The sequence below is a fragment of the Bacillus sp. LR_5 genome (assembly GCF_042709275.1).
This window is the reverse complement of the sequence record NZ_JAVAXX010000065.1, coordinates 1-26,668: the sequence shown is the minus strand read 5'-3', so window position 1 is coordinate 26,668 and position 26,668 is coordinate 1. Positions and strand designations below refer to the sequence as shown.

Below are 26,668 nucleotides of genomic sequence, written 5' to 3'. Positions count from 1 at the left end.
TTTTCGGGTATTTTTCAACAATATTCGAAATAATTTTTATAAAAAGTGAATTCACATAAAAAAGGTGCATGATCTGCACCCTTTTCTTTCTTTTATTCACCTTTTTTTCTACTCTCTGTCATTTGTTTCCAAACAGAACCTTTTGCTTCTTCTCCATGCTCAATACGCTCAAGCGCCATTTTCACTTGAAGGCTGACCTCAAATTCGGGATCATCTTCGGCAGCGCGCAAAGCTTCAATTGCACTTTCATCGCCTACTTCGTACAGGAACATAGCCGCACGCCAGCGGACAAGCTTGCTGGAGTCGCTTAACGACTTGATCATAGCAGGAATAGCTTGAGGGTCGCCGATATCAGATAGGCAGTCTCCGGCCGTTCTTCTGACTGAGACAGCTTTGTCCTCAAGTGCTTTATACAATAGAGGAAGAACATCAGGTGTTTCAATCATTCCTAAGTACACAACAGCCTGTCTTCTGATGGACACCTTGGGATCATCCAATGCCTTTTGTAAAACCGGGATATCCTCCTCTTTCGGATCCATCTGTTCCAGATGTGCATAACGCTTTTTCCAGTCCTCATCATCCAGCATGTCGAGCGTTACTTTATACGCTTTGCGCTGTACTGCTTGTTTTGCTTCGCCCTTTCCTTGAGCGGCTGCTTCTGTCAGCCGTTTCAGCCGATCATCACTGTATGCAGCCTGAAGCTCTTCTGTCACGTCATGACCGATTTCATTAAAGTCGCCGAATCTAACGCCTTGTTCTTTCCAGACCCGCTCAAACACAACATTTGAGGCTTCAGATCTGAGTTTTAAGATCGCCTGCTGAAAGCGTTCAGGTAAGCCGAAGCGCTCTTCCCGCTCCCCATCCGTCAATTTGACCTGCATAGGAATGCCGCTGAACATCTGTACAAAAACTTTCACCTCTCCAAAAGACTCTTGATCAGAGCGGTTTTCTTCTGCGCTTTCAGCACTTTCCATCCCAAATGCAGTGCGGACTTGCGGTAAAATGTCTTTCCAGTCGTATCTTGCATTTCGTTCAACAGCAAGAAAATCAGCGACGTGATAAACCCCTTTAACCCCTTCTATTTTAAGGATTTCCGCTATAACAGGCGGTGCGCCTTCTGCTTGATCCGGTTTATAGTTATTGCTTTTGCCCGCCGGAAGCTCTTCCGTTAAGATAACCTTCATTGTATTCGGGCTTGGCGTAGGTTCAATTGATTTTATCTTCATGATCGTCCTCCTATAGCATATCTGTGACTTATTCTATCATAGTCGCCCTAAGCCTTCTATTACGACGTTTTGGCATCAATCCCGGGTATATCTTTTTCTAATTGACGGACAAACTGAAGCATAAAATCGTGTCTTTCTTCTGCCAGTTCCCGTGCGGTGTCTGTATTCATCATATCTTTCAGCCGCAGCAGCTTATGAAAAAAATGAGCGTAGGCACTTTGATCATCTCCATAAAGGCCGTGCCCTTTTGCGCCCGCAAACATGAAAGCTCTCGCAATGCCGACAGCACCAATCGCATCAAGCCTGTCAGCGTCCTGTACGGCCTTTCCCTCAATGGAGAGCGGCTCCCCCTCAAACTTTTCCCTGTCCCGAAAGGACATCCTTGTGATAATGTGAATCACTCTGTCAGCATCCTCTTTTCCAATTCCGAAAATAACGAGCTGATCATATACTTCGCTCACAGAAAGCCTGACCGTATCAGGAAGTTTGACATCAATTAAATCATGAACCAACGCCGCTGTTTCAACGATGAACAAATCCGCGTTTTCCTTTTCTCCAATATACAAAGCAAGATCTGCAACTCTTGATACATGAAGCCAATCATGTCCAGAACTTTCGCCTGTTAGGACAGATTGCACCCATGTCCTGATTTGCTCAGCCTGCTTCAATTCCTTCATAAAAACACCTCTTTATTGCCCTAATAGCTTCATGATAACGTCTTCCAGCTCTTTCGGATTTGTATTTGGTGAATATCGGCCAACGATTTCTCCGTTTCTGTCCACTATAAACTTCGTGAAATTCCACTTGATCGCCTTAGTTCCCAGCATCCCTTTCGCGTGCTCCGTCAAATACACAAACAGCGGGTGGGCGTTTTTTCCATTTACTTCTACTTTTGAAAACATAGGAAACGTAACACCGTAATTTGTTTCGCAAAAATCCTGTATGTCTGCCTCGTCACCAGGCTCTTGGTTCATAAATTGATTGCAGGGGAACCCTAAGATCTCCAGGCCCTCCTGCTGATATGTATCATATAACTCCTGAAGCTGCTTCAATTGGGGAGTAAAGCCGCATTTACTCGCTGTATTCACGATCATCAATACCTTTCCGGCAAAAGGCTGAAGTGTCATGTTTTTCCCTGTTATTGTGCGTACCTTCATATCATATATAGACATGTAAGTCCCTCCTATGTCCCTGCTGCTGATTATTTTACCTTTTTTCTATCTCAAATCAAAATGCAAACACCATTTATCAGAACTCTTAAGAAATGAATCAAATAAGTGGTGAGCATCTGCTCATTATAAATTCATGTGGCTCATATTTTTACTTATCATTCTATAAAACAATACAATTCCCTTCTGAGATACATCATGGAAAATCATTTTACTGTGAAACCAAATGACGTATCTATGCGTTTTATTTAAAGAGTTTTCTGTTGTTTCCCCCTCAACACTTATAGATAGATTGAAAATTGGCGTGAAAATTCCTATAATGAAGAAAATCAAACGGGGAAATGATGGAGGTGGCACGTTGCCTATTAATATACCAACACACCTGCCGGCAAAACAGGTGCTTGAGAGTGAACATATATTTGTAATGGATGAAAGCAGAGCATTTCATCAGGATATCCGGCCGCAAAAAATTATCATATTGAATTTGATGCCGAAAAAAATCCAAACAGAGACTCAGCTTCTCAGATTGCTTGGAAATTCACCTTTACAGGTTCATTTTACATTTTTAATCCCAAGCACACACACGCCGAAAAATACTGCAAGAGAACACCTTGACGAATTTTACACGACTTTTTCCAATATCCGTCATAAGAAGTTTGACGGCATGATTATCACCGGTGCGCCGATCGAGCATTTGGCGTTTGAAGATGTTTCATATTGGGAAGAGCTCAAAGAGATCATGGAGTGGAGCAAAACAAATGTCACTTCAACCTTGCATATTTGCTGGGGCGCTCAAGCAGGTTTGTATTACCATTACGGTGTGGAAAAAATTCAAATGCCGAAAAAAATCTTCGGTGTGTTCGAACATTCAGTTCTTTCAAAACACGAAAGATTGGTAAGAGGTTTTGACGAGCTATACTATGTGCCGCATTCCCGGCATACAGATATAAATATGGAACAGCTTCAAGCAGTGCCCGAGTTAAATATTCTTACCGCATCGAAGGAAGCTGGGGTTTGCTTAATTGTGTCTAAAGACGAAAAACAAGTCTTTTTAACAGGGCACCCTGAATATGATACAAATACGCTTCTTCAAGAGTATGAAAGAGATCTTGAACGAAACCTTTCTACTGTCGAGGCGCCTAAACATTATTTTGCAGAAGACAGCAAGCAGCCGGTGAATCGCTGGAAAGCGCATGCGACATTATTGTTTATGAACTGGCTGAATTATTACGTTTACCAAGAAACTCCTTATGAATGGGACTAATTTTTCTTTTTTTAGTGATACGCTGAGCAAAAAATATGATAAAATACATCTGATTCAGTATGCGTATAACAAAAATTTAAAATAATGGAATCCAAATCTTTTAAAATTAGCTTAATTTTTTCACTGCATTAATAATTTGATTATGTATTTGTGTTATGTTTATGTATAGACAATAACTCCTTACGATGCATGAAGCTTGCTTGTTGTTGATTACATTGAGGTGAATTTACTTGAATACCAATAAAAGAGTATTAATTTTGACTGCAAATTACGGAAATGGACATGTGCAGGTAGCCAAAACGCTTTATGAGCAATGTGTACGTCTCGGCTTTCAGCATGTAACAGTTTCTAATTTGTACCAAGAGTCAAATCCGATTGTTTCAGAGGTAACTCAGTACCTTTATTTAAAAAGCTTCTCAATCGGGAAACAGTTTTATCGTTTGTTTTATTACGGAGTTGACAAAATCTATAATAAACGTAAATTCAATATTTACTTTAAAATGGGTAATAAACGATTGGGCGAACTTGTCGATGAACATCAGCCTGATATTATTATTAATACATTTCCGATGATCGTCGTGCCGGAATACAGACGCCGAACAGGCAGGGTCATCCCTACCTTCAACGTTATGACTGATTTTTGCCTTCATAAAATTTGGGTTCACGAGAACGTGGATAAATATTATGTGGCGACAGATTATGTGAAGGAAAAATTGCTGGAGATCGGTACTCATCCAAGCAATGTAAAAATCACCGGAATCCCAATCAGGCCACAATTTGAAGAATCCATGCAAGTGGAGCCGATATATAAAAAGTATAATCTTTCACCAAATAAAAAAGTGCTTCTAATCATGGCAGGCGCCCACGGTGTATTAAAGAACGTAAAAGAGCTGTGCGAAAACCTTGTCAAAGATGATCATGTGCAGGTGGTTGTCGTGTGCGGAAAAAACACGGCTTTAAAAGAATCTTTAAGTGCGCTTGAAGCAGAAAACGGTGACAAATTAAAAGTTCTTGGCTATGTGGAGCGCATTGATGAGCTGTTCCGGATCACAGATTGCATGATTACAAAACCTGGAGGCATTACTTTGACAGAAGCAACTGCCATCGGTGTGCCTGTCATTCTGTACAAACCCGTGCCTGGCCAGGAAAAAGAAAATGCAAACTTCTTTGAAGATCGCGGAGCTGCGATCGTCGTGAACCGTCATGAAGAGATTCTCGAGTCAGTCACTTCCCTTCTCGCAGATGAAGATACTTTACAGCGCATGAAGAAAAACATTAAAGACCTTCATTTAGCAAACTCATCTGAAGTGATTTTAGAGGATATCCTGAAGGAATCAGAAATGATGACGGCCAAACAAAAAACCAGAGCGCTATCTTAATGATGTTTTGGAGAGCACACGAAAATCGTGTGCTCTTTTTATTTATATTCATTCATTTATAAAAGCGGTTACATTTTTTTGTGAAACTTGCTCTTCTTTTGAAAAATAAGCAGTTTCGAAACTTGACGGGTGCTCCCAGATGGTGTATAGTTGAACCATCATTTAACAATGAATCAACGTTAAATGGTGACAAAATTTTTTTTAGCACACGGGTGCTACAGTACTAGGAGGAATTAAGCAATATGCAAAACGGTAAAGTAAAATGGTTCAACAACGAAAAAGGATTCGGCTTCATTGAAGTTGAAGGCGGAGACGATGTATTTGTTCACTTCACAGCTATCGAAGGAGAAGGATACAAATCATTAGAAGAAGGACAAGAAGTTTCTTTTGAAATTGTCGAAGGTAATCGTGGACCTCAAGCTTCTAATGTTGTAAAACTCTAAACTCAATACATGATGATGAGATGACAAATATAGGAGAGGCATTTGCCTCTCCTATTTGATTTTCATCTGGATCTCAATCGCCAAAATATTTTGTTTGCACCTCTGTTCAATCTCTTCAACGTGTTTTTCCATTGACGGCTTCCCTTTTTTTGCGATATCCGCCAGTTCTTCTAAATCACTGTATATTTCTATAAATGTTTTGTGAAGGATCGACTTCAAGTCTTTATCATCCATAGCTGCGTTCCCCTTCTCTGCCAAGATACCTCAAATAGTAAAACAGTCCTATTTATTCTGGTTCAATAGTTATATCGGCTTATTTTCATTTTATTTTCTATTTTAGTACATAAATTTTAAAAAAACTCTGCAAAATAATTGCGGAGGTGTTTGTTGTGACTTCAGAATTTCATGATGAGGATCAGACTGGCTTTACGGATAAGCGGCAGCTGGAACTGGCGGTGGAAACAGCGCAGAAAACGACAGGAGCTGCGACGAGAGGCCAAAGCACAACATTAGTCGATTCCGCATACCAAGCCATTGAGGATGCAAGAGAACTGTCACAATCTGAAGAGCTGGCAGCTCTCGATGATCCTGAATTTGTACAGCAGCAACAGCAGCTGCTGGATGACAGCCAGCATCAGCTTGATGAATTTAAAGAATAAAAACCGCAGCTTCTGCGGTTTTTATTTTTTAGTGATTGGTTAAGACATCTCCGTATGCTTTCAGCTTTTCACCAACCGTACATTTATTAATACAAAATGAATGCGCATAGGTTTTGCCAAATTCTTTGCGAAACTGCTTCTTAATAAAACAGTCCTTGCAATATTCATCGTGCAGTTCTGTCAGTTCTTTAAAGATCATTTTCTTATCCAAGATCGTCATCTCCGTTACGGTCTAATTTCGTGTGGCTTTCTACGAATTGATGGGATAGAATTTTTTTAGCGAGCCCGTCAGCTTCCTGGTTGTCTTTCCGCTGTATGGTTTCGTAGGTTGGAGTAAGCTTCATCGATTCAAGGAGTGCTTCTATTTTGTCCAGCCATTCATTATGAGACGGATCATAGCAAGGCCAGCTGCCGTCAAGCTGATTCAGCACCACAAGCGAGTCCCCTTTGATCGTAATTGAATTTCTGCTTGCCCCAAGCTCTCTTACTTCTCTTATTGCTTCATAAAGCGCCGCGTATTCAGCTTCATTATTGGTTTTCAGCCGGAAGCTTTTATTTTTTCTCAAACGATGCCGGATTCCTCCCAATGAATAATAAATGACGATTCCGAGTCCGGCCAGTTCGCTCTCCTTATCAAAACTGCCGTCAAAATAAACAGTAATGTCATCAGGCTCTTGAGCAAGCTCCTCTGTCAGCTTTTCCAATTCCTTCAGCGACCAGCTGCCGCCTTTCTCGTCTTCGAACTCGAGTTCTTTCATGTATGGATAACGGCCAAGTTCTCTTGCGAGCATACGTGCTTGCTGTGCTGTCAGCCAGTCTTCGCCCAAAAATGAGACGGTTCCCGTCCCTTTTGCTTCTATTTTCATATGCGGTCTGAGCTTCATTACAATCACCTTACCATTCATTAGTTGCCGGGCTTGTGCTATAATCAAACCAATCTTAACCCCGGAAAGGAAGCATTTTCATTTTGTTTAATAATTCGTTTTGGATCATTTTTGCGATCATTCATTTTATCATTGTTCTTTTATTTTATAAAGGATTTGGCAAAATGGGACTATTTGTTTGGATCGGTTTTGCGACAGTCTGCGCCAACCTTCAAGTCGTAAAAACAGTCGAACTGTTTGGCTTAACAGCAACGCTCGGGAATGTGATGTACGGCACAATCTTTTTTGCGACAGATGTGCTGAATGAAAAATACGGACCGGCTGAAGCCAAAAAAGCGGTATGGCTCGGATTCTCAACGCTCCTGACGCTGACATTTGTCATGCAAGGCGTGCTGCTTTTCGAACCGGCTTCCAGCGACATATCACAAACAGCACTGGAAACGATTTTCGGATTCCTTCCACGAGTCGCGTTAGGAAGTCTGCTTGCCTTTATCTTCAGCCAAACGCTGGATGTTTATGTATATTCAGCAATTAGAAGGATATTTCCTTCTGATCGGCTTTTATGGCTCAGAAACGGCGGCAGTACAGCAGTCAGCCAGCTGTTTGATACATTTATATTTACTGGTGTCGCTTTTTTCGGCATTTATCCTGCAGGCGTTTGGCTTCATATTTTTATTTCTACATATTTGATTAAGTTTGCGGTATCTTTGATTTCATTGCCTTATGCCTATGCAGCAAAAAAAATGATACCGAATGATGAAAGGAGTTCCTAATGCCTACAGAAATATATGTAGATGGCGCAAGCGCCGGTAATCCCGGACTTTCCGGCATCGGCATTTTTATCAAACATGAAGGAAAAGCAGAATCTTTCTCTATTCCAATCGGAATGCATACAAACCAGGAAGCGGAATTTCTTGCATTAATTGAAGGGATGAAGTTATGTGCAAAGCGCGGGTATCAATCTGTTTCCTTTCGAACCGATTCAGATATTGTGGAACGGGCCGCTGAGTTTGAAATGGTTAAAAATAAAACGTTTTACCCGTATGTGGAAGAAATCATCCGATTAAAAGCGGCCTTCCCTCTTTTTTTCATCAAATGGATACCGGGCAAACAAAACCAAAAAGCCGATCATCTGGCAAAAGCAGCGATCCGGCTGAATGACAAGAATGAAATCTCGATCAATGGTCATCCTAATGACGAGGTGAACAAACATGAAAAAGAAAGATAAAGGCCGGCTGACCGGCGGTGTTACTCCGCAAGGCGATCTGGAAGGCAATACACATAATGACCCTAAAACAGAGCTTGAGGAAAGAGCCAAAAAAAGCAATACAAAACGCTAGAAGATCTACACGATCTCTCTAGCGTTCAGCTTTTCAAGCATGCGCTCAATTCCTTTGATTTGGTGGCGGCGAAGCATGTCAGCCGCCTGCTCCATTTGCAGGGTAAATAAAGCGTCTTTCAGTGTGCAGACCAGCGGAACAGAGCAATGAATTTCCGCAAGCTTCCTCGACATCTCCAAATCGCTTAAACCTTGCTGAATTTTCCCCTGCTGTCCCTTCGGAAGAAGAGAAAGATTTTCTAATAAGCGGTCAATTGTTTCATATTCACGAATCAGTTTGTAGGCTGTTTTTTCTCCGATCCCTTTGACGCCAGGATAGTTATCACTGGAATCACCCATAAGCGCTTTAATATCAATCAAAGCCTTCGGCAGAACGCCTGTTTCTTCATAAAAAGTCTCTTTTGTATAGACTTTATAATTTCCTATTCCTTTTTGGAGCAGAGCCACGCTTACTTTATCCGTTAACAGCTGAAGTAAATCTCTGTCCCCTGTTACGATCGTAATGTCAGCTTCATTCGCAAACAAAGCGGCAAGAGTTCCGATACAATCATCCGCTTCATACCCAGCAAAACCGATATTCATGATACCAAGTTCAGCGGCCGCTTCCTTTGCCAAATCAAACTGCGGGATCAGCTCCACAGGCGGTGCACTGCGGTTCGCCTTATAATCTTGGAACAGGTCATTTCGGTACGTTTTGCTTCCCATGTCCCAGCAGCAGACGACGTGTGTCGGCTGGAACGTTTCAACAGCTGTGATCAAATGCTTTAAAAATCCGTTGACGCCGTTCGTCGGCACCCCGCTGTCATTTATCATAAAGTTGCGATGCACGGCCGTGGCAAAAAACGCCCGGAATAAAAGAGCCATGCCGTCAACTAGCAATAGTTTATTATTATTCATAAGATATACTCCCTTTTCTTTCATTCTTTCTATTTTACCATAAAGCGCGCAAAAATAAAAAACAGCATCTCTTCAATTAGAGATACTGTTTTAATATCATCAGTCGTTGTGTCTTTTGTTGCTGGCGATCAGCTTTTCAGCTTCGCGTCCTGCGTAAGAGTCAAAATGGGTTTGAAATCCGTTTTTCTTTTTGGCATTGTTATTCGCCTGTGCATTTCTGTTTCCCAGTTTTGTTCTGCCCAACATGAATCCCCCCTTACGTCGGATACATATAGTATATGCTTCCGGCAGGAGATTCACTCGCGACAGGATCATCCAGCTTACATACGGCTTACGTATTCTCTGACCATTTCTTTTGATACAAGGCGTCTTGTAGGGACGATGCCTTTTTTGGCGAGCTGATTGATCTGCTCGGTAATTTCATTAATTGCATCTGTAGTAAAAGGCTCATCATTTTTGCATTTTGAAACCGCTTCTTCAATGGCCATTTCACGCATGTTTTCAAGACGCATAAATGCTTTGATATGCTCGTGCTGTTTTGATGAATGTGCTGAAATTGCTTTATGTACCTCTGACATGAATCGTTCATCTCGCTTTTTTCTATTTAGTCTATCATGACTTGAAATACAAGCCAACTGAATTTTACATTTTTATTGTATGGTCTGACCTTTGCCAGGCGATACATGCTTGGTATGCCTTTTCAATCTCTTTCGCATGTTCCCCTTCCCCATATCCTCCTAAATACGTATCTTTTTGATCCTTTATTTGTTCCATTGCTTTTTCAGCCATATCCTCCTGTAAACGTCTGAGATGATCTGTGTAATGAGAGATAAGGCTTTCTTCTTCGTTTTTCACCCAAACCTCTGTGATTTTCGTGAGTTTCATCCGAACAGCTTCGATGAAGGCCGCTTTTCCTTTCTGTTCAAAAAACTGCTTCGGTGATTTGATCTCTTTTTGTTCCTGCTCAAAGGCACGTTCGTCTAATTCAGGTTCAACTTCCTTAAGCTGTATGCCGTTCGAATGCTGATGGCCCGCATAAATGGAAAAATAACCATCCTCGTTTAATGTTTTTTGAAAGCTTTCCAGCCACTCTTCGGCAATATGCCGCTCGATGAAACCGCTCATGCGTACATCAAGCGTTTTGATTTCCTGAACATATTCAAACTGATATTCATGTAAGGCGGTTGTCATCGCCTTGCCGACGTTCTTTTTCCAATCTCCGTTCTGAAGCCCGGGATGAAATGCCGATTTTAATAAATCATTTGCAAAAAAGGATAATCGCTGTGTAATGTGATAAAGCTGCTCTTTTGTGTCTTTTTTTACTTTCTCAATAATGGTTTCTGAGTTCCGCCGTTTCTCGATCTCGGCTGCAGTCCGCTCAAATGACAGCATAAGGCGCTGTTTCTGTGCTTCCTTTTCCTCCCTGGACTGATGCTGGGATTGGTGAAGCTGGAAAACAGTTTCGCATAGTTTGTCTGCTTCCGAACTGAGCTGTGCAGCTGACGCTTTTTTTACATCCACTTCAATAAATCGGTCTAAGTGTTTTCTTACTTTCGGGAACTGGTTATAAAATGATTCCGGTTTGCCGAGCAGTTCCTCTTTACTTGATACAGTAAAGAGCTGCGGTTCATGAATCCCCTCTTTTACAAGCTCTGCGCTGACATAATCGGTCACTGTTTCGAGCTCTGTTTTATCTTTCGCAAGGTCTGCCGCATTAATGACGAAAAACATTTTATCCATACTGAGCGATTCTTTTACCAGCCCGAGCTTTCGCAAAAATGAACGGTCTCCTTTCGAGAAGGAATGCTGATAATAGGTCATATAAAAAAACGCATCGGCATCTTTAATATATTGGAACGCCAGCTCTGTATGCCGTTTATTCATGCTGCTCGCGCCGGGCGTATCAACGATCGTAATCCCTTTTTCAGTCAGCGGACATGTATAATAGACTGTTACCTCTTTCACAGCGCAGGCCGTTGTCTCCTCTGCCACATAGGGTTTTAATTCAGACAGCGGAATTGTTAATTTTTTTTGTTCCTGTATATATTGCTGAACCTTTTCGTATGCAAGCAGGAAATTGCTGATCAATTTGATGTGTTCTTCCGGCAGCCGGCTTTTTTTGACTGCCTTTTCCCATTTCTCTGTGAAAGAACGGCCTGCTGGTTCTTCTTTTATTCCGGTGAGCTGTAAAATTTCAGCCGTTATGTCATCTTCCGTCTTAAACACCACATCCGCCGTCTTGTTTATATTTCCATTGGTTGGTTTTGTAATTTTGTTAATTGTCGCTGTGGTTGGCGTTGGTGAGGATGGCAGCACCCTTTCGCCGACGAGCGCATTGGCAAATGATGATTTCCCCGAGCTGAAGCCTCCAAAAAGCGCAAGTGTAAATTTCCGTTCTTCAAGCCTTTTAATTCTTTCCCGAAAGGCTGAAGTTTGCTTTGATAACATGCTGTATTCGCCTAAAAGGTCAGACAAGATGTGAAAGCGTTTGATTTGGTCTTGAAGCGGCAGCTCTTGCTCCATTTTGATTTCTGGTTTCTGCATCGACTGCTGCGTCTGCCGGTCTTGGCTTCGTTTCTGTTTTGGAGCCGCTACTATTTTTTTCTTCGTTTTAAACCAGTCGGTGTCTATGTGCATCGGGTATGCGGACTTCTCTTCCCAAATGGCCCACATGCAATTAGCTTTCTCGCGGGCATTATTCTCTAAACGGGCCTGTTCTTGGAGGTGGGAGAGTTTTTCTGATTCCTGGATGAGACGGCCATTGATGGTTTGCAAGTCTTTGGAAACACGCTCTTTCACCATCGCGGTAAGCTCCTTTATGATGTCTCCCGCTTTTCTTTTCGCCTCTTTGCGGATGAGCTCTGCCAAGTCTTTTGTATATTGCAATACATATTCAGAGGAAAGAGCTGCACCTTGCTTAACCGCGCGCTCAATGATGTCAATTTCAAGCGGAGTGCGATAGGCCTGAATCAGCTTTTCACTTTTAGCTGTATGAACATCAAATGACTTGGCGAGTTTATGGAACGTGTCTATTATGTGCCAATCCGCTTCGGCCTCTGTTCGTTTTTTCACATCAGAGAAAAAAGCATTCCTTCTTCTATCTCTTTCCTGTGCAGTTTTTGCTTTAGAAAAGAAAAAACCGGTTTTAAAAGAAGGCTCTCGCGATTCTAGGAATGCAGCTGCCAACTCACGCATGTCAAAGGGGGTCAGATTGGCGTTTTTTAAAATGCGATTGATTTCTTCCTGCATCCTGTTTTCTGCCTCAGTCGCTTGTTTTGCCGCCTCATCCAATTGATCACGCAGCGATTGGACCAGATCAGTTTGTGTATCAAGCTGTTCAGCAAAGGTTGGACCGTCTGTTTCGTCTTTCAAAAGGATTTCCGTATGTTCCTTCAGCAGATTACGGACTTTTTGTTCTGTTAAAGCCTGCAAATTGCTTTTTGTTTGCTGTTCTATTCTTCTTAATTCTTCTCTCAGGACCCCAATCTGATTGAACGGGTGGTTCAGTTCTGTCACTGACGTAAAATAAAGTGATTCCTTTGAAATGCCTTCATTGCAAAGCATCTCCTCTACCTGTGCTTTATAGTCTCCGAAGTGTGTCTCCGCCTCATCGTGGCGGTCAATTTGATTGACGATAAAATACACATTCTGAATGCTTTCTTTTATCGACCTGAGAAACTTTACATTTTCCTCAGAGTGCACGTGATTATAGTGAACGACGTAAAACAACGCATCCGCCTGATGAAGAATAGACGCCGCTGATAGAAAATGGGCATCATCTGTTGAATCAATCCCAGGAGTATCAATATACGCAACCCCAGAATCGATCTCAGTATACCGGTCAAAAATTTCAACGCTTTCAATCTGCTCCCCATCTTTGCAATATTGCTGCACCTTGTCTTTCTGGTAAGCCCCCTCCAGCTCAGCACACGCTCCGTCTGTTGTATGAAGCCGAACACGCTTTTCCCCGTTTCTGATCACAACAAGGTTAGCGCTTGTCGGGATCGGGCTTGTCGGCAAAATATTCTCCATTAACAGGCAGTTCAGCAGTGACGATTTGCCCGCTGAATAATGCCCGGTAAACGCAATATAAACCTCTCCATCTACCGCTTTTTTCATGACTGCAGCCAGTTTAGCAGCTCTTTCTTCATCTTGATTCTCGATGAATTGCTTATAAAGTTCCCCTGTTTTGTGCAAAAGCTCTTTTCTGTTATGTTCTGTCATAAATCTGAACCCCTTTGTGCCGTTTCAATTGTGAATCTTTTTCGAAAGATCTGAATACATTCCTCTTTCATTTTACACAAGAATGAGCCAAATTTCTTTAAGAGAATAGAAAAAAGCTGCCATTACGGCAGCTTCTATAAAAGAAAATCTGCAACTTTGACAAGTTCCAGATTCATTTTAAACAGATTTATTAGAGATTCCTTTTAATACAAAACCAATTAATATACTATATGTACAAACCGCCCCAAGCAAAAACAGCATTGTCATTTGCTTCACCATCCTGATTGAGAATCTTTTTCAAATTCATTTTAACATGGATGAGAATGATTTTCAATCTCTATTTTATACTGTATTCCTCTAATGCTTTGTCTTCTGTACGTATCCTGACGGTTAACAACACGGCGTTGACAATGGAAAACAGACACATGGTGACGTACGCTTGGTACAGCAGCGGAATCAATAAGATTTCTAATACAACAACGGTATAGTTTGGATGCTTCATCCATTTATAAGGGCCTTTTTTTACAAGCTCCGCACCTGGAACGACAAGGATTTTCGTATTCCAATATGCTCCTAAGGAACAAAGTGCCCAATACCGTACTGCCTGCACGCTTAAAATAGCCGCAGCGATACAGATCCACCAGCTTGACGGCTGTTTGTTCATCAGCAGCACTTCCGCAATTAAAGACAGGAAAAAAAGGATATGCATGATGATGATATACGGATAGTGGCTCTCGCCGAATTCGATCGCCCCTTGTTTCTTTACCTTTTGTTCGTTTTGTCTGGCTACTGCCATTTCAGCTGCTCGTTGAGCAATGAGAATGGCGATTAACAACCAAAACATGAATCAAGCCCCCTTTTCCCAGCTGAATAACAGCAGCTCTGATGAAAATCCCGGCCCTAGTGCGCCAATCAGTCCCCGTTCTGCTTCTTTTTTATGTCCGTTCAGCAGATGCTCTTTGATCACATACAATATTGTGGCTGAAGACATATTTCCGTGCATTTGCAATATGCTTTGTGCAGATAAAAGCTTTTCTGATGACAGCTCAAGACTTTTGATGTATGCATCGATCACTTTCTTTCCGCCTGGATGTGCCAAAAAAACACTGATATCTCTGAATGACAGCTGATGTTTGTCTAAAAAAACCTGTACATTCGTTTTGAGCCATTTTTCCACCAAAGTCGGAATATCTCTTGAGAAAATGACTTTGAATCCTTGATCAGTAAAGTCCCAGCCCATAACATCTTCTGATTGTTTCATCAACACAGATTGAGAATCTGTTATCTTCGGTACAAGCTTCAGTTTTGATGTCCTGCGGTCCGCCTTCTCTCCGCATAATAATGCTGCGGCAATGCCGTCGCCAAAAAGCGAAGTGCCGATAAGATTGCTTTTCGTTTTATCTTCCGGCTGGAATGTCAGACTGCACAGCTCAGCAGCAATGACAAGCACGAAAGCCTCAGGATACGCTTTGCAGTATTCGGCTGCACGCGCGAGTCCGCTGGCTCCTCCTGCACAGCCGAGCCCCCAAAGCGGAATCCGCTTCGTATATGGAGAAAACGGGAGTTCATTCATGAGCCGCGCATCGATGCTCGGTGTGGAAAGGCCCGTGCTGGAGACGAAAAAAACAGCATCCACTTTCTCATAAGGGATGGCTTCTTGAAAAAACTCAGGATGAGAGAGGCACTCGCGAACAGCCTCACTACTGTGCTTAAGTGTTTCTTCTATGTATATTTGATTTTTTTCTTCGAAGCTGTGACCCTCTTTATACCATTCAATCGGCTTGACAAATTGTCTTGAGTGGATTTGCCCATTTTTAAATGAGGTTAACAGCCGGTCAATATCTTTAAAGGAATGCTGAAACATATAGCGGGCGAACTCAGTCGCTCTCTCTTGGTTTACATCGTACGCAGGAAGACTTGTTCCGATGGATAAAATAAACGCCATGCGATCACCTCTTTGCATACATTGTGCCGCAATGATCTTTTTTATATGCAAAAAACTCCGCCGCGGCGGAGTTTAGACTGCTGTTTTTTGCTCAGTGATGTCAGCTTTTTGTTCTGTTTTTTTGGCTTTAGAAAATACGTTATATATAATATTTAAGACTACTGCAGTGAAGCTGCCTGCGACAATGCCGTTTGTTGTAAGAAGCGTTAAGGCACTCGGAAGCTGCTTAAAAATATCCGGCACAACTGTTACACCGAGACCCAGACCGACTGAGCAGGCAACAATCAGCAGATTTTCCTGTTTGGCAAAATCAATGCGGCTGAGCATTTTGATTCCGTAAGCGATCACCATTCCAAACATCGCCACCATCGCACCTCCTAAAACAGCAGATGGAATAATGGTCGTGAAAGCAGCAATCTTCGGAAACAGCCCAAATGCCATTAAGATTACACCCGTGACAACAATTACGGCATTTTTCTTGATTCCTGTCAGCTGTACAAGCCCGACATTTTGAGAGAATGCCGTGTAAGGAAAAGCGTTAAAAATACCGCCCAGCAGCACAGCCAGCCCTTCAGCGCGATAGCCTTTTGACAAATCTTTCTCTGTCAGACGGCGGTTCGTCAGGTCACCTAAGGCAAAGTAAACACCAGTTGATTCTACAAGGCTGACAATCACAACGATGGACATTGTAATAATAGGCGCTGCGTGAAAAGACGGCGCTCCGAAGTAAAATGGCTGAATCATTTGAACAACTGCCGCGTCCGAAACGTTATCAAATTGGACTTTTCCCATAAAATAAGCGATGAAAGTCCCAATTAAAATACCGATCAAAATCGAGATGGATTTGATAAAGCCTTTCGTAAAACGGTATAGAAGCACAATGATACTCAAAACGATAAAAGCGAGAGCAAGATTGGAAAGGTCTCCGAAATCTGCACTTCCTTCACCGCCGGCCATGTTATTCATGGCTACCGGCATAAGTGTAATGCCGATTATCGTAACAACTGATCCTGTCACGACCGGCGGAAAAAATGATACGAGCTTTCCAAAGAAAAATGAAATCAGAATGACGAGAATACCTGAAGCGATAATGCTTCCGTAAACCGCTGAAACCCCGTATTCAGATCCAATCGCAATCATCGGCGATACAGCTGTAAATGTACAGCCAAGCACTACCGGAAGCCCGATCCCGAAAAATCGGTTGCTCCACACTTGCAGAAGTGTAGCCACACCGCACATAAAAATATCAATCGATACTAAGTAGGTCAGCTGTTCGACAGTCAGGCCCATTGCTTTTCCAACTATGAGAGGAACGACAATGGCACCAGCATACATGGCGAGCACATGCTGTATCCCTAAAGACAGCGTTTTGCCAAATCCATTTTTCATGAATGAACCTCCTGTACGAAGGACACTTTTCCTTCTTCCAATGATTGAATTCTTGCCAAAGATTCCACTCGGTAGCCTAAGTTCACAAGTTCATCTCTTCCCGGCTGAAATGACTTTTCAATGACAATGCCAAGTCCCCCAATAGAAGCTCCTGCCTGCTTCACAATCGACACGAGCCCGTGCGCTGCTTGCCCATTTGCCAAAAAATCATCGATAATCAGCACATGATCCTGATCCGACAGGTGGGTTCCTGAGACTGCGATTTGGCTTTCTGTTTGCTTTGTAAAGGAATAAACAGACGCTGTCAGCAAGTTGTCGGTGAGTGTTAATGATTTATGTTTTCTCGCGAAGACAACCGGCACACCAAGCTTCAAGCCTGTCATTACAGCGGGAGCGATTCCGGATGATTCGATTGTCACAATTTTAGTAATACCGTCTTTAGCAAATCTGGCGGCAAATTCGTCACCGATTTTCTGCATAAGCAGCGGATCAATTTGGTGATTCAAAAAAGAATCCACTTTCAATACCTGATCAGATAATATGACGCCTTCTTCCTCTATTTTCCTTTTCAGTGCTTCCATCCTGCTTACCTCCGTTATGAGAATAAAAAAAGCATTGCCCGCTCAAAAAAAGAGCAAGCAATGCTGATATAACAAAAAACCGTACACATGCGGTCTCATTGCTCACTCATAGTCGGACATTTACGGTGCCCGGTAGAAACTTGCGTGCCATATCCACGCGATTATATGAGTGTTCCTATGATATTGTAATAAATTATATCAAGATTCTAATCTCTTGCATAGACGAAAAATGAAAATTCCCGAACTTTATTTTCATTTTCTGAAATATCATTCGTCTTTCAAGGAATTCCGATCATAAAAGAGCCTGACGGCCGTGCCGCCAGGCTTTTGATTACGACAGATAAAGATTTGAATATTTGTTTGACAAATATTCAATTAAATAGCGTACATTCAGCTCTTCTCCTGTTGCATCTTTAATAATGTCTAACGGCTTTTTCCGTTTTCCGTGAATGTGCACCTTTTCCGTCAGCCATTGCTTTATCGGATGAAATTCCCCTCTTTCCAAGAGAGTGTCAAATTCAGGAATATCCTCAAGCATTTTTTGTTTCAGCTGAGCCGCATACATGTAACCGAGCGCATAGGATGGGAAATAGCCGAAATCTCCTCCTGCCCAATGGACGTCCTGTAAAATTCCCTCTGCGTCCGTCTGCGGTGTAATCCCTAAATAATCCTGGTATTTTTGATTCCAAAGCGACGGCAGTTCTTCCACTGACACTTCATTGCTAAAAATCGCCTTTTCAATTTCATATCGGATGATAATATGAAGAGGATACGTTAATTCATCCGCTTCAACCCTGATAAATGAAGGTTTTGATTCATTGATTGCCCGGACAAAATCATCCAGAGAGATGTCCTTGAACTGTTCAGCTGATGCTTCTTGAATCTTCTTATAGTATGGTGTCCAAAAATGCTTGTTGCGGCCGATAAAATTCTCGTAAAATAATGATTGAGATTCATGGATTCCCATTGATGCACCGTCTGATAAGTTCGTGCCGCTCAGTGCTTCGTCAATATTTTGTTCGTATACCGCGTGGCCGCACTCATGAATGGTGCCAAAGATCGCCGTACGAAAATCTTTTTCGTCGTATCTCGTCGTGACGCGAACGTCTCCGCGGTTCATCGTGGTCGCAAACGGATGAACAGTTTCATCAAGCCGTCCACCATCAAAATCGTAGCCAAGCTCCTGTAAAAAATACAGGCTGAGCTCTTTTTGCTTTTCTTTAGGGAACGCTTTTGTGATAAAGCTTGTATCTGGTTTATTTCCGGAAGCTGTCACCTGTTTAACAAGAGGAATAATCGCTTCCTTAAGCTCGGAAAACAGCTGATCAAGCACCTTTACCGTGACACCCGGCTCAAACAAATCAAGCAATGCATCATAAGGATGCTCTTGATAACCCCAATACGTAATAAAACGTTTATTGCATTCAATCAGCTGCTCTAAATAAGGGGAAAACAAGCTGAAATCAGATTTTCCTTTCGCTTCTTCCCACGCAGTTTCTGCCTTTGAACACAGAATTACGTATTCCTTGTATTCAGCCTCAGGGATTTTTTTATTCTCTTCATACTCTTTTTTCGCCAGCTCTACTGCCTTTTTCGTATCTTCAGACAAGTCATCAAATCGTTCATACAGGGCATCGATTAGCTCCTTCATCCGATCTGATGTCTGGATATTGAATATATCTGTTGAAAGCTGGCCGATGCTTTCGGCACGGTCCTCTGAGCCGTTTTTTGGCGCGCCTGTTCTGGAGTCCCAGTGCATTAACGCAACTGCTTCGCTGTAATGTGAGATTCTTTTTAAAAGATCAAAAAATTCCTTTTCATATGTATGTATCTCCATATCCATTCCCTCCCTATTCTAGCCGTTCCATTACAGGCTAATGGAAGGGGGTATGAAAGTCAACTTGTTTGTATAAGAGGCTGCCGGCATTTTTGGCGGCAGCCTTCTTTGTTCAGTTGATTGTCATTTGATTTTTTGGCGGCGGTGTTTTCCGTTTTTTCTCATTGATTTTTTTATCCACCCATACTGTTGCTAGCGGGGTTAACAGCGAGGTGACGATAACGCTTGTCGCTATGATTGCGGTTGCTGATTCGGCAACTGGCGCAAACGAAGCATTCGCTTCCGCTAATGCGTATGGCACGGCTACAGCCGCCCCCGCCGTAGAAGAAGCCGCCACTCCCGCGACACCATCTCCCCGCGCGACAAAACGATCAAGCAAAAACAAGGAGCTTCCCGATAAAATGACGACAGAAACACCGATAAAAATGCCGAGAAGCCCTGATTGGATCAGCATTCCAAAATTCAAGGTGTTTCCGAGGGAAAAGGCAAAAAACGGGATGATCGCCGGCACAACCTTGCTGAATAAGTCTCTGAGGTCATGATCAAGATTTCCAAGTATACACCCGAGTAAAAACGGGATGACTGTCGCTGCCAGTGTTTCCCACGGAAATGCGGCAAGTCCCGTCACACCAAACGTCACCATGGTCATAAAAGGCCCTGATTCTGTACTAATAAACGCGAAAGCGCCAGCATCCTCTTTTCTTCCCATATGATTCATGAGCGCCAAATACAGGCCGCCGTTCGTTTCATTCATCACTGCGACAATTGCTAAAACAGAAAGACCTGCAAAGAAGCCGGATTGTATGCCTTCATCAGGTATAAATTGCGCTGCGATCACGCCAAGCAGCGCCGCAAATCCGACCTTCCCCAATAATAATGTGATTCCTTTCCTTGCGATATAGCCTGAAGAACGAAAATCAATCGTCGCTCCTACGCAAAAAATAAAAACACCCAGTATCGGCAGCGTTCCGGTAATCAAAGCACCCGTAAACCCTCCAAAGAACTCCGCTGTTCCAGGCGCAAACGTATTGAGTGCTGCTCCCAGAAACAGCGGAATAATCATCATTCCGCCAGGTACCCGTTCAATTGTCGCTTTGATTTTCATATGTGGATTCTCCCATCCTCCGGTTATGAAAAAACAATCTCACTTACACTTGGAAAACAGCCTGCAAATCATCTTTTGAACAGCTGCCCAGCTGGCTTCCGACACCGACGGCGCCAGCTCCGGCTTTGAGCCAATTCGGCACTTCAGACGGATGTATCCCGCCTGTCGGAATAAAGGTCACCTGCGGGAAAGGGCCCGCTAAATTTTTCATAAACGGAATGCCAAACACACCGCTTGGGAATAGCTTCAATGTAGTAAAACCACATGTCAGCGCTTGCATGATTTCGCTCGGAGTCAATACGCCAGGGATATAATGTGTCTTTAAAAAAGAAAGGTGTTCAGCAAGGTCAGCTGAAAAACCCGGACTGACAATAAACTGCGCGCCAGCCTCAGCAGCTTCTCCCGCTTGCTGTGCAGTGATGACCGTGCCCGCGCCGATTAAGATATCTTCTCTATTACGGAAGGAATCGATAATATCTGAAGCCCCAGGCGTCGTATAAGTCACTTCAACCGCACGAATCCCTTTATCTAGTAAACTCTCAATCTGCTGACTAGCCTCCTGTTTATCATTTGAGCGGATGACTGCAATCAGCCTTGCTTCTTTCAGACGGTTTTCAACGATTTTAGACTCCATATTAATAATCCCCTTTCTTTTGGTAAACCGTTCTTTGAGCAGATAAATACGCGGCTAATTTCTCCCTGGTCGGCAGGCCGTCCATATCCCCCGGTGCCTGCACTTGCAAAGCGCCAATCGCATTTCCCCTTTGCACCGCATCCTTGTACGACAAACCGTCGAGGATACCACTGATCACACCGACTGCAAATCCGTCTCCGGCACCGACTGTATCAACAACACGGTCGACCCGGAAGCCTTCTGCAAATCCTTCACTTGTCTTCGTTTTAAAGTAAGCGCCTTCTTTTCCGAGTTTAATAGCGACAAAGCTTACACCTTTTTTCATATAATAGTCTGCAATGCCTTCAGGTGTTTTTTCTCCGGTCAATAGCTCTCCCTCTGCGATCCCCGGGAAAAACCAGTCTGCAAGCCCAGCCAAATCATTGATTGTGTATACCATTGTTGCTTGATCAGGCCAAAGTGAAGCTCTCAAATTGGGGTCGAGTGAAATCGTCTTCCCGGCGTTTCTCATGTCGTTCATAACATGATACGTGAAGTCTTTCATATCGGCTGATAAGGCAGGCGGAATACCTGTTACATGCAAATGGCCTGCGGATTGAAAATAATCTCTCGGATATTCAGCAGAAGTTAATGTGCTTGCAGCTGAGTTTTTCCTGTAATAGGTAACTTGCGGATCGCCTTCTTTCACTTTTGACTTCAGCAGTAGACCAGTGGGATTTCCGTCCTGCGAGCGGATCACGCGGGACACATCCACTCCCTCTTTTTTAAGCTCCTGTAAAATAAATGTTCCGAGCTGATCATTGCCTACCTTGCTCATCCAGCCCATCTGAAATCCGAGTCTGGCCAGGCCGCAAGCGACATTGCTTTCCGCTCCGGCCAGCCCTTTAGAAAAAGTGGATACTTCATGAAGGCCTCCATACTCATTTGCGTAAAACATGGCCATCGATTCCCCGAATGTCACCGCATCAAGCTTCATCTCTTCCTAACCTCCTCTTAGTTGAGGGCACCTAGGATTAAAGTGACTGTCTCATGATGACTTCTGCCTCTAATTCAATGGTTTGAGGCGCTCCCTTGTCACCTTCAATCCTTTTTAATACACGTTCCATCGCCGTCCTGCCCATATCATGTGACGGCTGGGCGATCGTTGTAATGCCCGGACCAATCAGTTTATACCATTCCGTATCATCAAACCCAGCAATCCCTATATCTTGAGGGATGCGCAGGCCAAGCTCTTCCATACAGCTGATGATTTTCAGCATAATTAAGCCGTTCAAAGCCAGAATCGCTTTTTTTTGCTCCGGCATCTCCTTGTGAAAAGAACGAAGCGCCACCTTAAGCTGCTCCTTGTTTTTCACGTCAATTTCATACATTCTGACAAGCCCGTTCGCATTTTGGGCCGAAGCCATTTCCTGATACACAGCTGCTCTTTCTGCACGAGGGCTGATTGATGAAATCGGTTCGGTAAACAGCGCGACATCAGTGTACCCTTTGCTGTAAATCTTCTGAAGAATCTCTTTTGTGATCCTTCTGTTGTCAGTCGTTACCGTATCCAGTTTCAGATCCGGAAGTTTCCGGTCAATTAATATCGTTGGAATTTGCTGTTCGGCAAAGGCGTGCAGCACATCCTTGTTTTCTCCGGTTGCGTTTAAAATCAGCCCTTCAACCGAATGGGCTTCAAGCTTTAAGAGCATTTCCCGCTCTTTTTCAGGACTGTTATCTGTGTTGCACACCATAATGCTGTAGCCATATTGATCACAAACCTCTTCGACTCCCCTGAAAGCCGCGACCGAAAAAGGATTTGTAATGTCAGCTACAACAAATCCGATTAATTTGCTTTTTTTTATTTTCAAACCTTGTGCCATTTTACTTGGTCGATAATTCAATTCTGCAATTGCCTTTTTGATGTTTTTCACTTTTTCAGGAGAAATCGCATCAATTTTTCCGTTGATATAGCGGGAAACTGTCGATTTCGAAACTCCTGCATATTCAGCTACGTCTTTGATGGTCGTATGGCCAGTTGTTTTCTTTTTCATTCAAGTGCTCCTGTATCTCATATATTTGAAACCGATTTCAAAACCGTTACAACAAAAGAATACCATATTTTTAAAATTTGGAAAGAGTTTTTTAATAATGTGCTTATTCACAATTTTCCCGTTGACTCTTTTCACTATTTATCCTAAAATTTTCTTTGAAACCGTTACCAAAATATTTTCATTCAAGTGATGCCGAAATCCTAACCAAGGGGGAAATACAATGGAAAACCGTTATTCTGTACACCCTGAACAAGTAAAACGCTTTACAACAGAGGAGCTTCGCAGTCATTTCTTAATGGATACTTTATTTACGGAAAACAAACTTACGATGTATTACTCACATGAAGACCGGGTTGTCATCGGCGGCGCCGCTCCTGGGCAAAGTGACCTGAAGCTTGATGCCGGGGATTTCCTTAAAACAGATTTCTTTTTAGAACGGCGTGAAATCGGGATTATTAATGTCGGCCAGCCTGGCGCTGTCAGGGTTGGTGATGATGAATATGTGCTTCAAACAAAGGATTTTCTCTATATCGGAATGGGCAATCAGGATGTAGCATTCACAAGCCTGAACGGAGAACAAGCTAAGTTTTACTTCGTCTCCGCTTGTGCCCATCAAAGCTATCCTACGCAAAAAGCCGCTCTTTCTGAACTGACACCGGACCGGCTTGGCGATGATGCAGCTTCTAACGTCAGAAGCCTGTACAAAGTCATTCATCAAGATGGCATTAAAAGCTGTCAGCTTATGATGGGAATTACGATGTTAGATCAAAACAACAATTGGAATACTATGCCGGCACACGTCCATGACCGCCGGATGGAGGCTTATCTTTACCTTGATCTTGAGAAGGATTCGAAGGTGTTTCACTTCATGGGCCAGCCGGACGAAACCCGCCACCTAGTTGTCGGAAATGAGCAGGCTGTCCTTTCTCCTGCTTGGTCTATTCACTCTGGCGCAGGAACATCAAACTACAGCTTTGTGTGGGCAATGGCTGGAGAAAACTACACATTCACGGACATGGATGTCGTTCCGATGGATGGGCTGAAATAAGATGAGTTATCTACATGACGCCTTTTCATTAGAAGGAAAAACAGCGCTGGTAACAGGACCGGGAACGGGAATCGGTCAAGGAATTGCCAAAGCGCTGGCCGGGGCCGGCGCTGATATTATCGGCACATCACATAAAAGCAGCCTGTCTGAAACACAGCAGCTTGTGGAACAAGAAGGACGAACGTTTACGTCTTTTACATTGGACATGAGCAAGCCAGAAGCGATAAAGGATTCTGCAGCTGAGCTGTTCGAAAGCCGGCAGATCGACATCCTTGTCAATAATGCCGGCATTATTCACCGAGAAAAAGCGGAGCATTTTGCAGAAGAGAACTGGCAGCATGTACTGAATGTCAATCTAAACAGCTTGTTTATTCTGACACAGCTGGCAGGCAGTTACATGCTGAAAAGAGGTTATGGAAAGATTATTAATATCGCCTCTCTCCTATCTTTTCAAGGCGGTATCCTCGTTCCCGCTTACACAGCGAGCAAACACGCGGTTGCCGGTTTGACAAAATCATTTGCAAATGAGTGGGCGGCGTCCGGTGTTCAGGTCAACGCAATCGCCCCGGGCTATATTTCTACCGCGAATACACAGCCTATTCGGGATGATGAAAAGCGAAATGAGGACATTTTAAAAAGAATCCCTGCCGGCCGCTGGGGCAAAGCAGATGATATCGGGGGAACTGCAGTCTTTTTGGCATCACGTGCTTCAGATTATGTAAATGGGCATATTTTAGCAGTTGACGGCGGCTGGCTATCCCGCTGACACATTAAAAAAGCTGACGAACACGATCGTCAGCTTTTTCTATTACATCATATGCGGTTTAACAGGCAAGACCTTTTTGACTTCATCAATGATGCGTCCATTTTCTCCGCCAGCGTAAATGTGAATCGAGCCGCTGTCTTGATTCGAACGAATCAGGCGCCCGATGCCCTGCCGTACGCGTAATAACATATATGGCAGATCAACTTCTTCGAACGGATCTTTTTTCGCCCCGTTGCGTTTCGCTGTAAATACAGGATCATGAGGCGGGAATGGCAATGACCAAATGGTAACATTCTTCAATGCGTCACCAGGAATATCGAGTCCTTCCCATAAGTGAACCGAACAAAGTACTGTTTCCTCTTCCTCTTGGAATTTCTCCACTAAGCTGCTGATTTCCTCATCACCTTCAAAGAAAATCGGATACGGCAGCTCCCAAGCCGCCGATAGCTGCTTAAACTCGTTTAATTCTTCAAAAGAAGGGAAAAGCACCAGCGTTCTGCCTTTATAACGTTTGATTGTTTCAATCGTTTCAGCCGTTTTTTGTTCAGCAACCATATCTGTTTTTGCATATAGATTAACGGTCATTTGCTCGTCATAATCATAAGGAGAATCAACGGTTAATGATAAATAATCGTGAATCCCGAGACTGTCGGCAATATAATCAAACGAACCGCCTTCTGACAGCGTGGCAGAAGAAAAGATATAAGGAATTTTCTTAGAAAACACTTTTTCGCCAAGCACTTCCGCTACCGTTCTTGGCATCACAACAAAGGTTGATTCTGCTTCCTTTTTCTCAAGCCAGCTGATCGCATCCTTTTGATATAGAGATAATGAATACGCCATTTGTTCAACATATTCCTCCACAACTGACAGCTCGTATTGATCAATCGTGTACATCTCAGACTCGAACACAAGAGCCTCACCGATTTTATCAAGCAAACGGCAAAGCTCGTCCGCCGCCTTTTTGACACGCTGGTCATTTTTTATTTCTAAACGGTGTGAACCGGCTACTTCTTTTGATTCTTCAGAAAGAACATAGAAAAATTCATCGTTTGCAGCAAGCGCATCTTCTATCAGTTCAGCAAACTCTTCTCTGATGTCATTTTGAAGCAAACGTTCTAAAAACAATTCAAGAGTAGACTGCTTCACTCTGTAGGTTAACGCTTTTTGTGCAGCAAACTCTAACAGATGTCCTTCATCAAATACAACAGCACTATGATCAGGCAAGAGCGGCAGCTGGCCCTCTCGTTTGCGCGATTCTTCCGTCCACACATGCTCCATATAAAAATCATGGGAACAAATGATCAAGTCCGTTGACTTGCGGTAATAATCTCTGGAAAGTGTCAAACCGCATCTATGTCTCATATCACAAGTCAGACAATCCTGAAACGAGTCGTAGCTTACTTCAGACCATTCTTCATTTGATAGATTTGCGTACTGCTTACGGTCGCCATACGGATAAAAGCGCTGCATCGCCTGTGATTCATGAACAAATGACGGTAATGATTCATAAAGATCCAGCCATTTATCATCATCAGATCGCTGCATCGTTTTTTCAAGCTTCTTCAAGCATAAATATTGCTCATGTGACTTCGACAGCCTTGTATCAATTTTCAGATCCAAATGCTCAGCCAGCTTTGAAATATCGCCCTCTTTTTTCACTAGCTGTTCGATTAATGTTTCATCAGCACAAGCGATAATGGCAGGTTTGCCGACATATCTTGCATAGCTGATCGCGAAAAGAAGATAAACCAGCGTTTTCCCCGTTCCCACTCCAGCTTCGGCAAACATGACTTTTTTCTCTTTAAACGCCCGCTCCAGCTGAAAAGCCATAAATACTTGCTCA

The 26,668-nt window shown here is 43.1% G+C and carries 31 protein-coding genes and 1 riboswitch; of the genes, 10 read left to right on the top strand and 21 right to left on the bottom strand.

Annotated elements, in window-relative coordinates:
• Positions 1 to 92 precede the first annotated feature (92 nt).
• The 3 genes from RAC86_RS15390 to RAC86_RS15380 are packed head-to-tail and all read right to left on the bottom strand — an operon-like array spanning position 93 to position 2,398.
• A complete protein-coding gene (locus RAC86_RS15390; RefSeq protein ID WP_072566450.1) occupies positions 93 to 1,226 on the bottom strand; it encodes a conserved virulence factor C family protein in 1,134 nt (377 codons plus the stop codon).
• Between the two features lie 59 nt (positions 1,227 to 1,285).
• A complete protein-coding gene (locus RAC86_RS15385; RefSeq protein ID WP_014114148.1) occupies positions 1,286 to 1,903 on the bottom strand; it encodes an HD domain-containing protein in 618 nt (205 codons plus the stop codon).
• A 12-nt stretch (positions 1,904 to 1,915) separates the two neighbouring features.
• On the bottom strand, positions 1,916 to 2,398 hold the full coding sequence (locus RAC86_RS15380) for a glutathione peroxidase (protein ID WP_072566451.1): 483 nt from the start codon (positions 2,396 to 2,398) through the stop codon (positions 1,916 to 1,918).
• Between the two features lie 355 nt (positions 2,399 to 2,753).
• Between RAC86_RS15380 and metA the strand changes: the two genes are divergently transcribed.
• The 4 genes from metA (at position 2,754) to cspD (ending at position 5,481) form a co-directional block, all read left to right on the top strand.
• A complete protein-coding gene (gene metA / locus RAC86_RS15375) occupies positions 2,754 to 3,659 on the top strand; it encodes a homoserine O-acetyltransferase MetA (protein WP_041520985.1) in 906 nt (301 codons plus the stop codon).
• A 230-nt stretch (positions 3,660 to 3,889) separates the two neighbouring features.
• Positions 3,890 to 5,038 carry a diglucosyl diacylglycerol synthase gene (locus RAC86_RS15370; protein ID WP_072566452.1) on the top strand — a complete coding sequence of 383 codons (1,149 nt, stop codon included), beginning with the start codon at positions 3,890 to 3,892 and terminating at the stop codon, positions 5,036 to 5,038.
• A gap of 80 nt (positions 5,039 to 5,118) precedes the next feature.
• Positions 5,119 to 5,265 (top strand): hypothetical protein, encoded by a 147-nt coding sequence (locus RAC86_RS15365; RefSeq protein WP_120698826.1) that lies wholly within the window; start codon positions 5,119 to 5,121, stop codon positions 5,263 to 5,265.
• Between the two features lie 15 nt (positions 5,266 to 5,280).
• Complete coding sequence (gene cspD, locus RAC86_RS15360) at positions 5,281 to 5,481, top strand: cold-shock protein CspD (RefSeq protein ID WP_003153604.1); 201 nt, start codon at positions 5,281 to 5,283, stop codon at positions 5,479 to 5,481.
• Between the two features lie 51 nt (positions 5,482 to 5,532).
• On the opposite strand, the gene degR is transcribed toward cspD, so the two are convergent.
• Complete coding sequence (gene degR / locus RAC86_RS15355; protein WP_003218247.1) at positions 5,533 to 5,715, bottom strand: transcriptional regulator DegR; 183 nt, start codon at positions 5,713 to 5,715, stop codon at positions 5,533 to 5,535.
• A 155-nt stretch (positions 5,716 to 5,870) separates the two neighbouring features.
• On the opposite strand from degR, the gene RAC86_RS15350 reads away from it, so the two are divergent.
• Complete coding sequence (locus RAC86_RS15350; RefSeq protein ID WP_061187672.1) at positions 5,871 to 6,140, top strand: DUF2564 family protein; 270 nt, start codon at positions 5,871 to 5,873, stop codon at positions 6,138 to 6,140.
• Positions 6,141 to 6,168: 28 nt separating this feature from the next.
• On the opposite strand, the gene RAC86_RS15345 is transcribed toward RAC86_RS15350, so the two are convergent.
• On the bottom strand, positions 6,169 to 6,351 hold the full coding sequence (locus RAC86_RS15345; RefSeq protein WP_004397944.1) for a zinc-finger domain-containing protein: 183 nt from the start codon (positions 6,349 to 6,351) through the stop codon (positions 6,169 to 6,171).
• Positions 6,344 to 7,024, bottom strand: a complete 681-nt coding sequence (locus tag RAC86_RS15340) for a ribonuclease H family protein (protein ID WP_072566453.1) — start codon at positions 7,022 to 7,024, stop codon at positions 6,344 to 6,346. Before RAC86_RS15340 ends, RAC86_RS15345 begins: the two co-directional genes overlap by 8 nt.
• 83 nt (positions 7,025 to 7,107) lie before the next feature.
• Between RAC86_RS15340 and RAC86_RS15335 the strand changes: the two genes are divergently transcribed.
• From RAC86_RS15335 to sspL, 3 genes are read left to right on the top strand one after another with little or no spacing between them, the layout of a single operon-like run.
• Positions 7,108 to 7,797: a queuosine precursor transporter gene (locus RAC86_RS15335; RefSeq protein ID WP_003218253.1), complete on the top strand. Its 690-nt coding sequence runs from the start codon at positions 7,108 to 7,110 to the stop codon at positions 7,795 to 7,797.
• Entirely contained in the window at positions 7,797 to 8,252 is a 456-nt protein-coding gene (locus RAC86_RS15330) for a reverse transcriptase-like protein (RefSeq protein WP_072566454.1), read from the top strand. The genes RAC86_RS15335 and RAC86_RS15330 overlap by 1 nt, the downstream gene beginning before the upstream one ends.
• Positions 8,236 to 8,364: a small, acid-soluble spore protein L gene (gene sspL, locus RAC86_RS15325; protein ID WP_003218255.1), complete on the top strand. Its 129-nt coding sequence runs from the start codon at positions 8,236 to 8,238 to the stop codon at positions 8,362 to 8,364. The genes RAC86_RS15330 and sspL overlap by 17 nt, the downstream gene beginning before the upstream one ends.
• 5 nt (positions 8,365 to 8,369) lie before the next feature.
• Here the strand turns inward: sspL and exnP are convergent, their stop codons facing one another.
• The 14 genes from exnP to kdgR form a co-directional block, all read right to left on the bottom strand.
• Entirely contained in the window at positions 8,370 to 9,260 is an 891-nt protein-coding gene (exnP, locus tag RAC86_RS15320; protein ID WP_061187824.1) for a 5'-3' exonuclease ExnP, read from the bottom strand.
• Between the two features lie 99 nt (positions 9,261 to 9,359).
• A complete protein-coding gene (locus tag RAC86_RS15315) occupies positions 9,360 to 9,506 on the bottom strand; it encodes a hypothetical protein (protein WP_003230761.1) in 147 nt (48 codons plus the stop codon).
• A gap of 74 nt (positions 9,507 to 9,580) precedes the next feature.
• Positions 9,581 to 9,838: a YpbS family protein gene (locus RAC86_RS15310; RefSeq protein WP_003218262.1), complete on the bottom strand. Its 258-nt coding sequence runs from the start codon at positions 9,836 to 9,838 to the stop codon at positions 9,581 to 9,583.
• Positions 9,839 to 9,902: 64 nt separating this feature from the next.
• On the bottom strand, positions 9,903 to 13,484 hold the full coding sequence (gene dynA, locus RAC86_RS15305; protein ID WP_072566455.1) for a dynamin GTPase: 3,582 nt from the start codon (positions 13,482 to 13,484) through the stop codon (positions 9,903 to 9,905).
• A gap of 177 nt (positions 13,485 to 13,661) precedes the next feature.
• Positions 13,662 to 13,751, bottom strand: a complete 90-nt coding sequence (fbpC, locus tag RAC86_RS15300; RefSeq protein ID WP_109491777.1) for a Fur-regulated basic protein FbpC — start codon at positions 13,749 to 13,751, stop codon at positions 13,662 to 13,664.
• Between the two features lie 70 nt (positions 13,752 to 13,821).
• Positions 13,822 to 14,328 (bottom strand): isoprenylcysteine carboxyl methyltransferase family protein, encoded by a 507-nt coding sequence (locus RAC86_RS15295; protein ID WP_072566456.1) that lies wholly within the window; start codon positions 14,326 to 14,328, stop codon positions 13,822 to 13,824.
• Positions 14,329 to 14,331: 3 nt separating this feature from the next.
• A complete protein-coding gene (locus tag RAC86_RS15290) occupies positions 14,332 to 15,429 on the bottom strand; it encodes a type III polyketide synthase (protein ID WP_236827497.1) in 1,098 nt (365 codons plus the stop codon).
• A 72-nt stretch (positions 15,430 to 15,501) separates the two neighbouring features.
• Positions 15,502 to 16,818, bottom strand: coding sequence for a xanthine permease PbuX (gene pbuX, locus RAC86_RS15285; RefSeq protein ID WP_072566457.1), 1,317 nt, complete (start codon positions 16,816 to 16,818; stop codon positions 15,502 to 15,504).
• Positions 16,815 to 17,399, bottom strand: a complete 585-nt coding sequence (xpt, locus tag RAC86_RS15280; RefSeq protein WP_072566458.1) for a xanthine phosphoribosyltransferase — start codon at positions 17,397 to 17,399, stop codon at positions 16,815 to 16,817. Before xpt ends, pbuX begins: the two co-directional genes overlap by 4 nt.
• An 89-nt stretch (positions 17,400 to 17,488) precedes the next feature.
• Positions 17,489 to 17,588: riboswitch (purine riboswitch) on the bottom strand.
• A gap of 142 nt (positions 17,589 to 17,730) precedes the next feature.
• Entirely contained in the window at positions 17,731 to 19,236 is a 1,506-nt protein-coding gene (gene ypwA, locus RAC86_RS15275; protein ID WP_072566459.1) for a carboxypeptidase, read from the bottom strand.
• Between the two features lie 112 nt (positions 19,237 to 19,348).
• Entirely contained in the window at positions 19,349 to 20,341 is a 993-nt protein-coding gene (gene kdgT / locus RAC86_RS15270) for a 2-keto-3-deoxygluconate transporter (RefSeq protein ID WP_014114163.1), read from the bottom strand.
• Between the two features lie 43 nt (positions 20,342 to 20,384).
• Positions 20,385 to 20,975, bottom strand: a complete 591-nt coding sequence (gene eda, locus RAC86_RS15265) for a bifunctional 4-hydroxy-2-oxoglutarate aldolase/2-dehydro-3-deoxy-phosphogluconate aldolase (protein ID WP_061187663.1) — start codon at positions 20,973 to 20,975, stop codon at positions 20,385 to 20,387.
• A gap of 1 nt (position 20,976) precedes the next feature.
• Positions 20,977 to 21,951, bottom strand: a complete 975-nt coding sequence (gene kdgK, locus RAC86_RS15260) for a 2-dehydro-3-deoxygluconokinase (protein ID WP_072566460.1) — start codon at positions 21,949 to 21,951, stop codon at positions 20,977 to 20,979.
• Between the two features lie 37 nt (positions 21,952 to 21,988).
• Positions 21,989 to 23,008 carry a pectin utilization transcriptional regulator KdgR gene (gene kdgR / locus RAC86_RS15255; protein ID WP_072566461.1) on the bottom strand — a complete coding sequence of 340 codons (1,020 nt, stop codon included), beginning with the start codon at positions 23,006 to 23,008 and terminating at the stop codon, positions 21,989 to 21,991.
• A gap of 220 nt (positions 23,009 to 23,228) precedes the next feature.
• Between kdgR and kduI the strand changes: the two genes are divergently transcribed.
• Positions 23,229 to 24,056, top strand: coding sequence for a 5-dehydro-4-deoxy-D-glucuronate isomerase (gene kduI / locus RAC86_RS15250; protein ID WP_014114168.1), 828 nt, complete (start codon positions 23,229 to 23,231; stop codon positions 24,054 to 24,056).
• Position 24,057: 1 nt separating this feature from the next.
• Positions 24,058 to 24,822: a 2-dehydro-3-deoxy-D-gluconate 5-dehydrogenase KduD gene (kduD, locus tag RAC86_RS15245; protein ID WP_061187660.1), complete on the top strand. Its 765-nt coding sequence runs from the start codon at positions 24,058 to 24,060 to the stop codon at positions 24,820 to 24,822.
• 42 nt (positions 24,823 to 24,864) lie between these two features.
• Here the strand turns inward: kduD and RAC86_RS15240 are convergent.
• Positions 24,865 to 26,668, bottom strand: a 1,804-nt coding sequence (locus RAC86_RS15240) for an ATP-dependent DNA helicase (RefSeq protein ID WP_377885838.1), incomplete at its 5' end; no start/stop codon positions are given.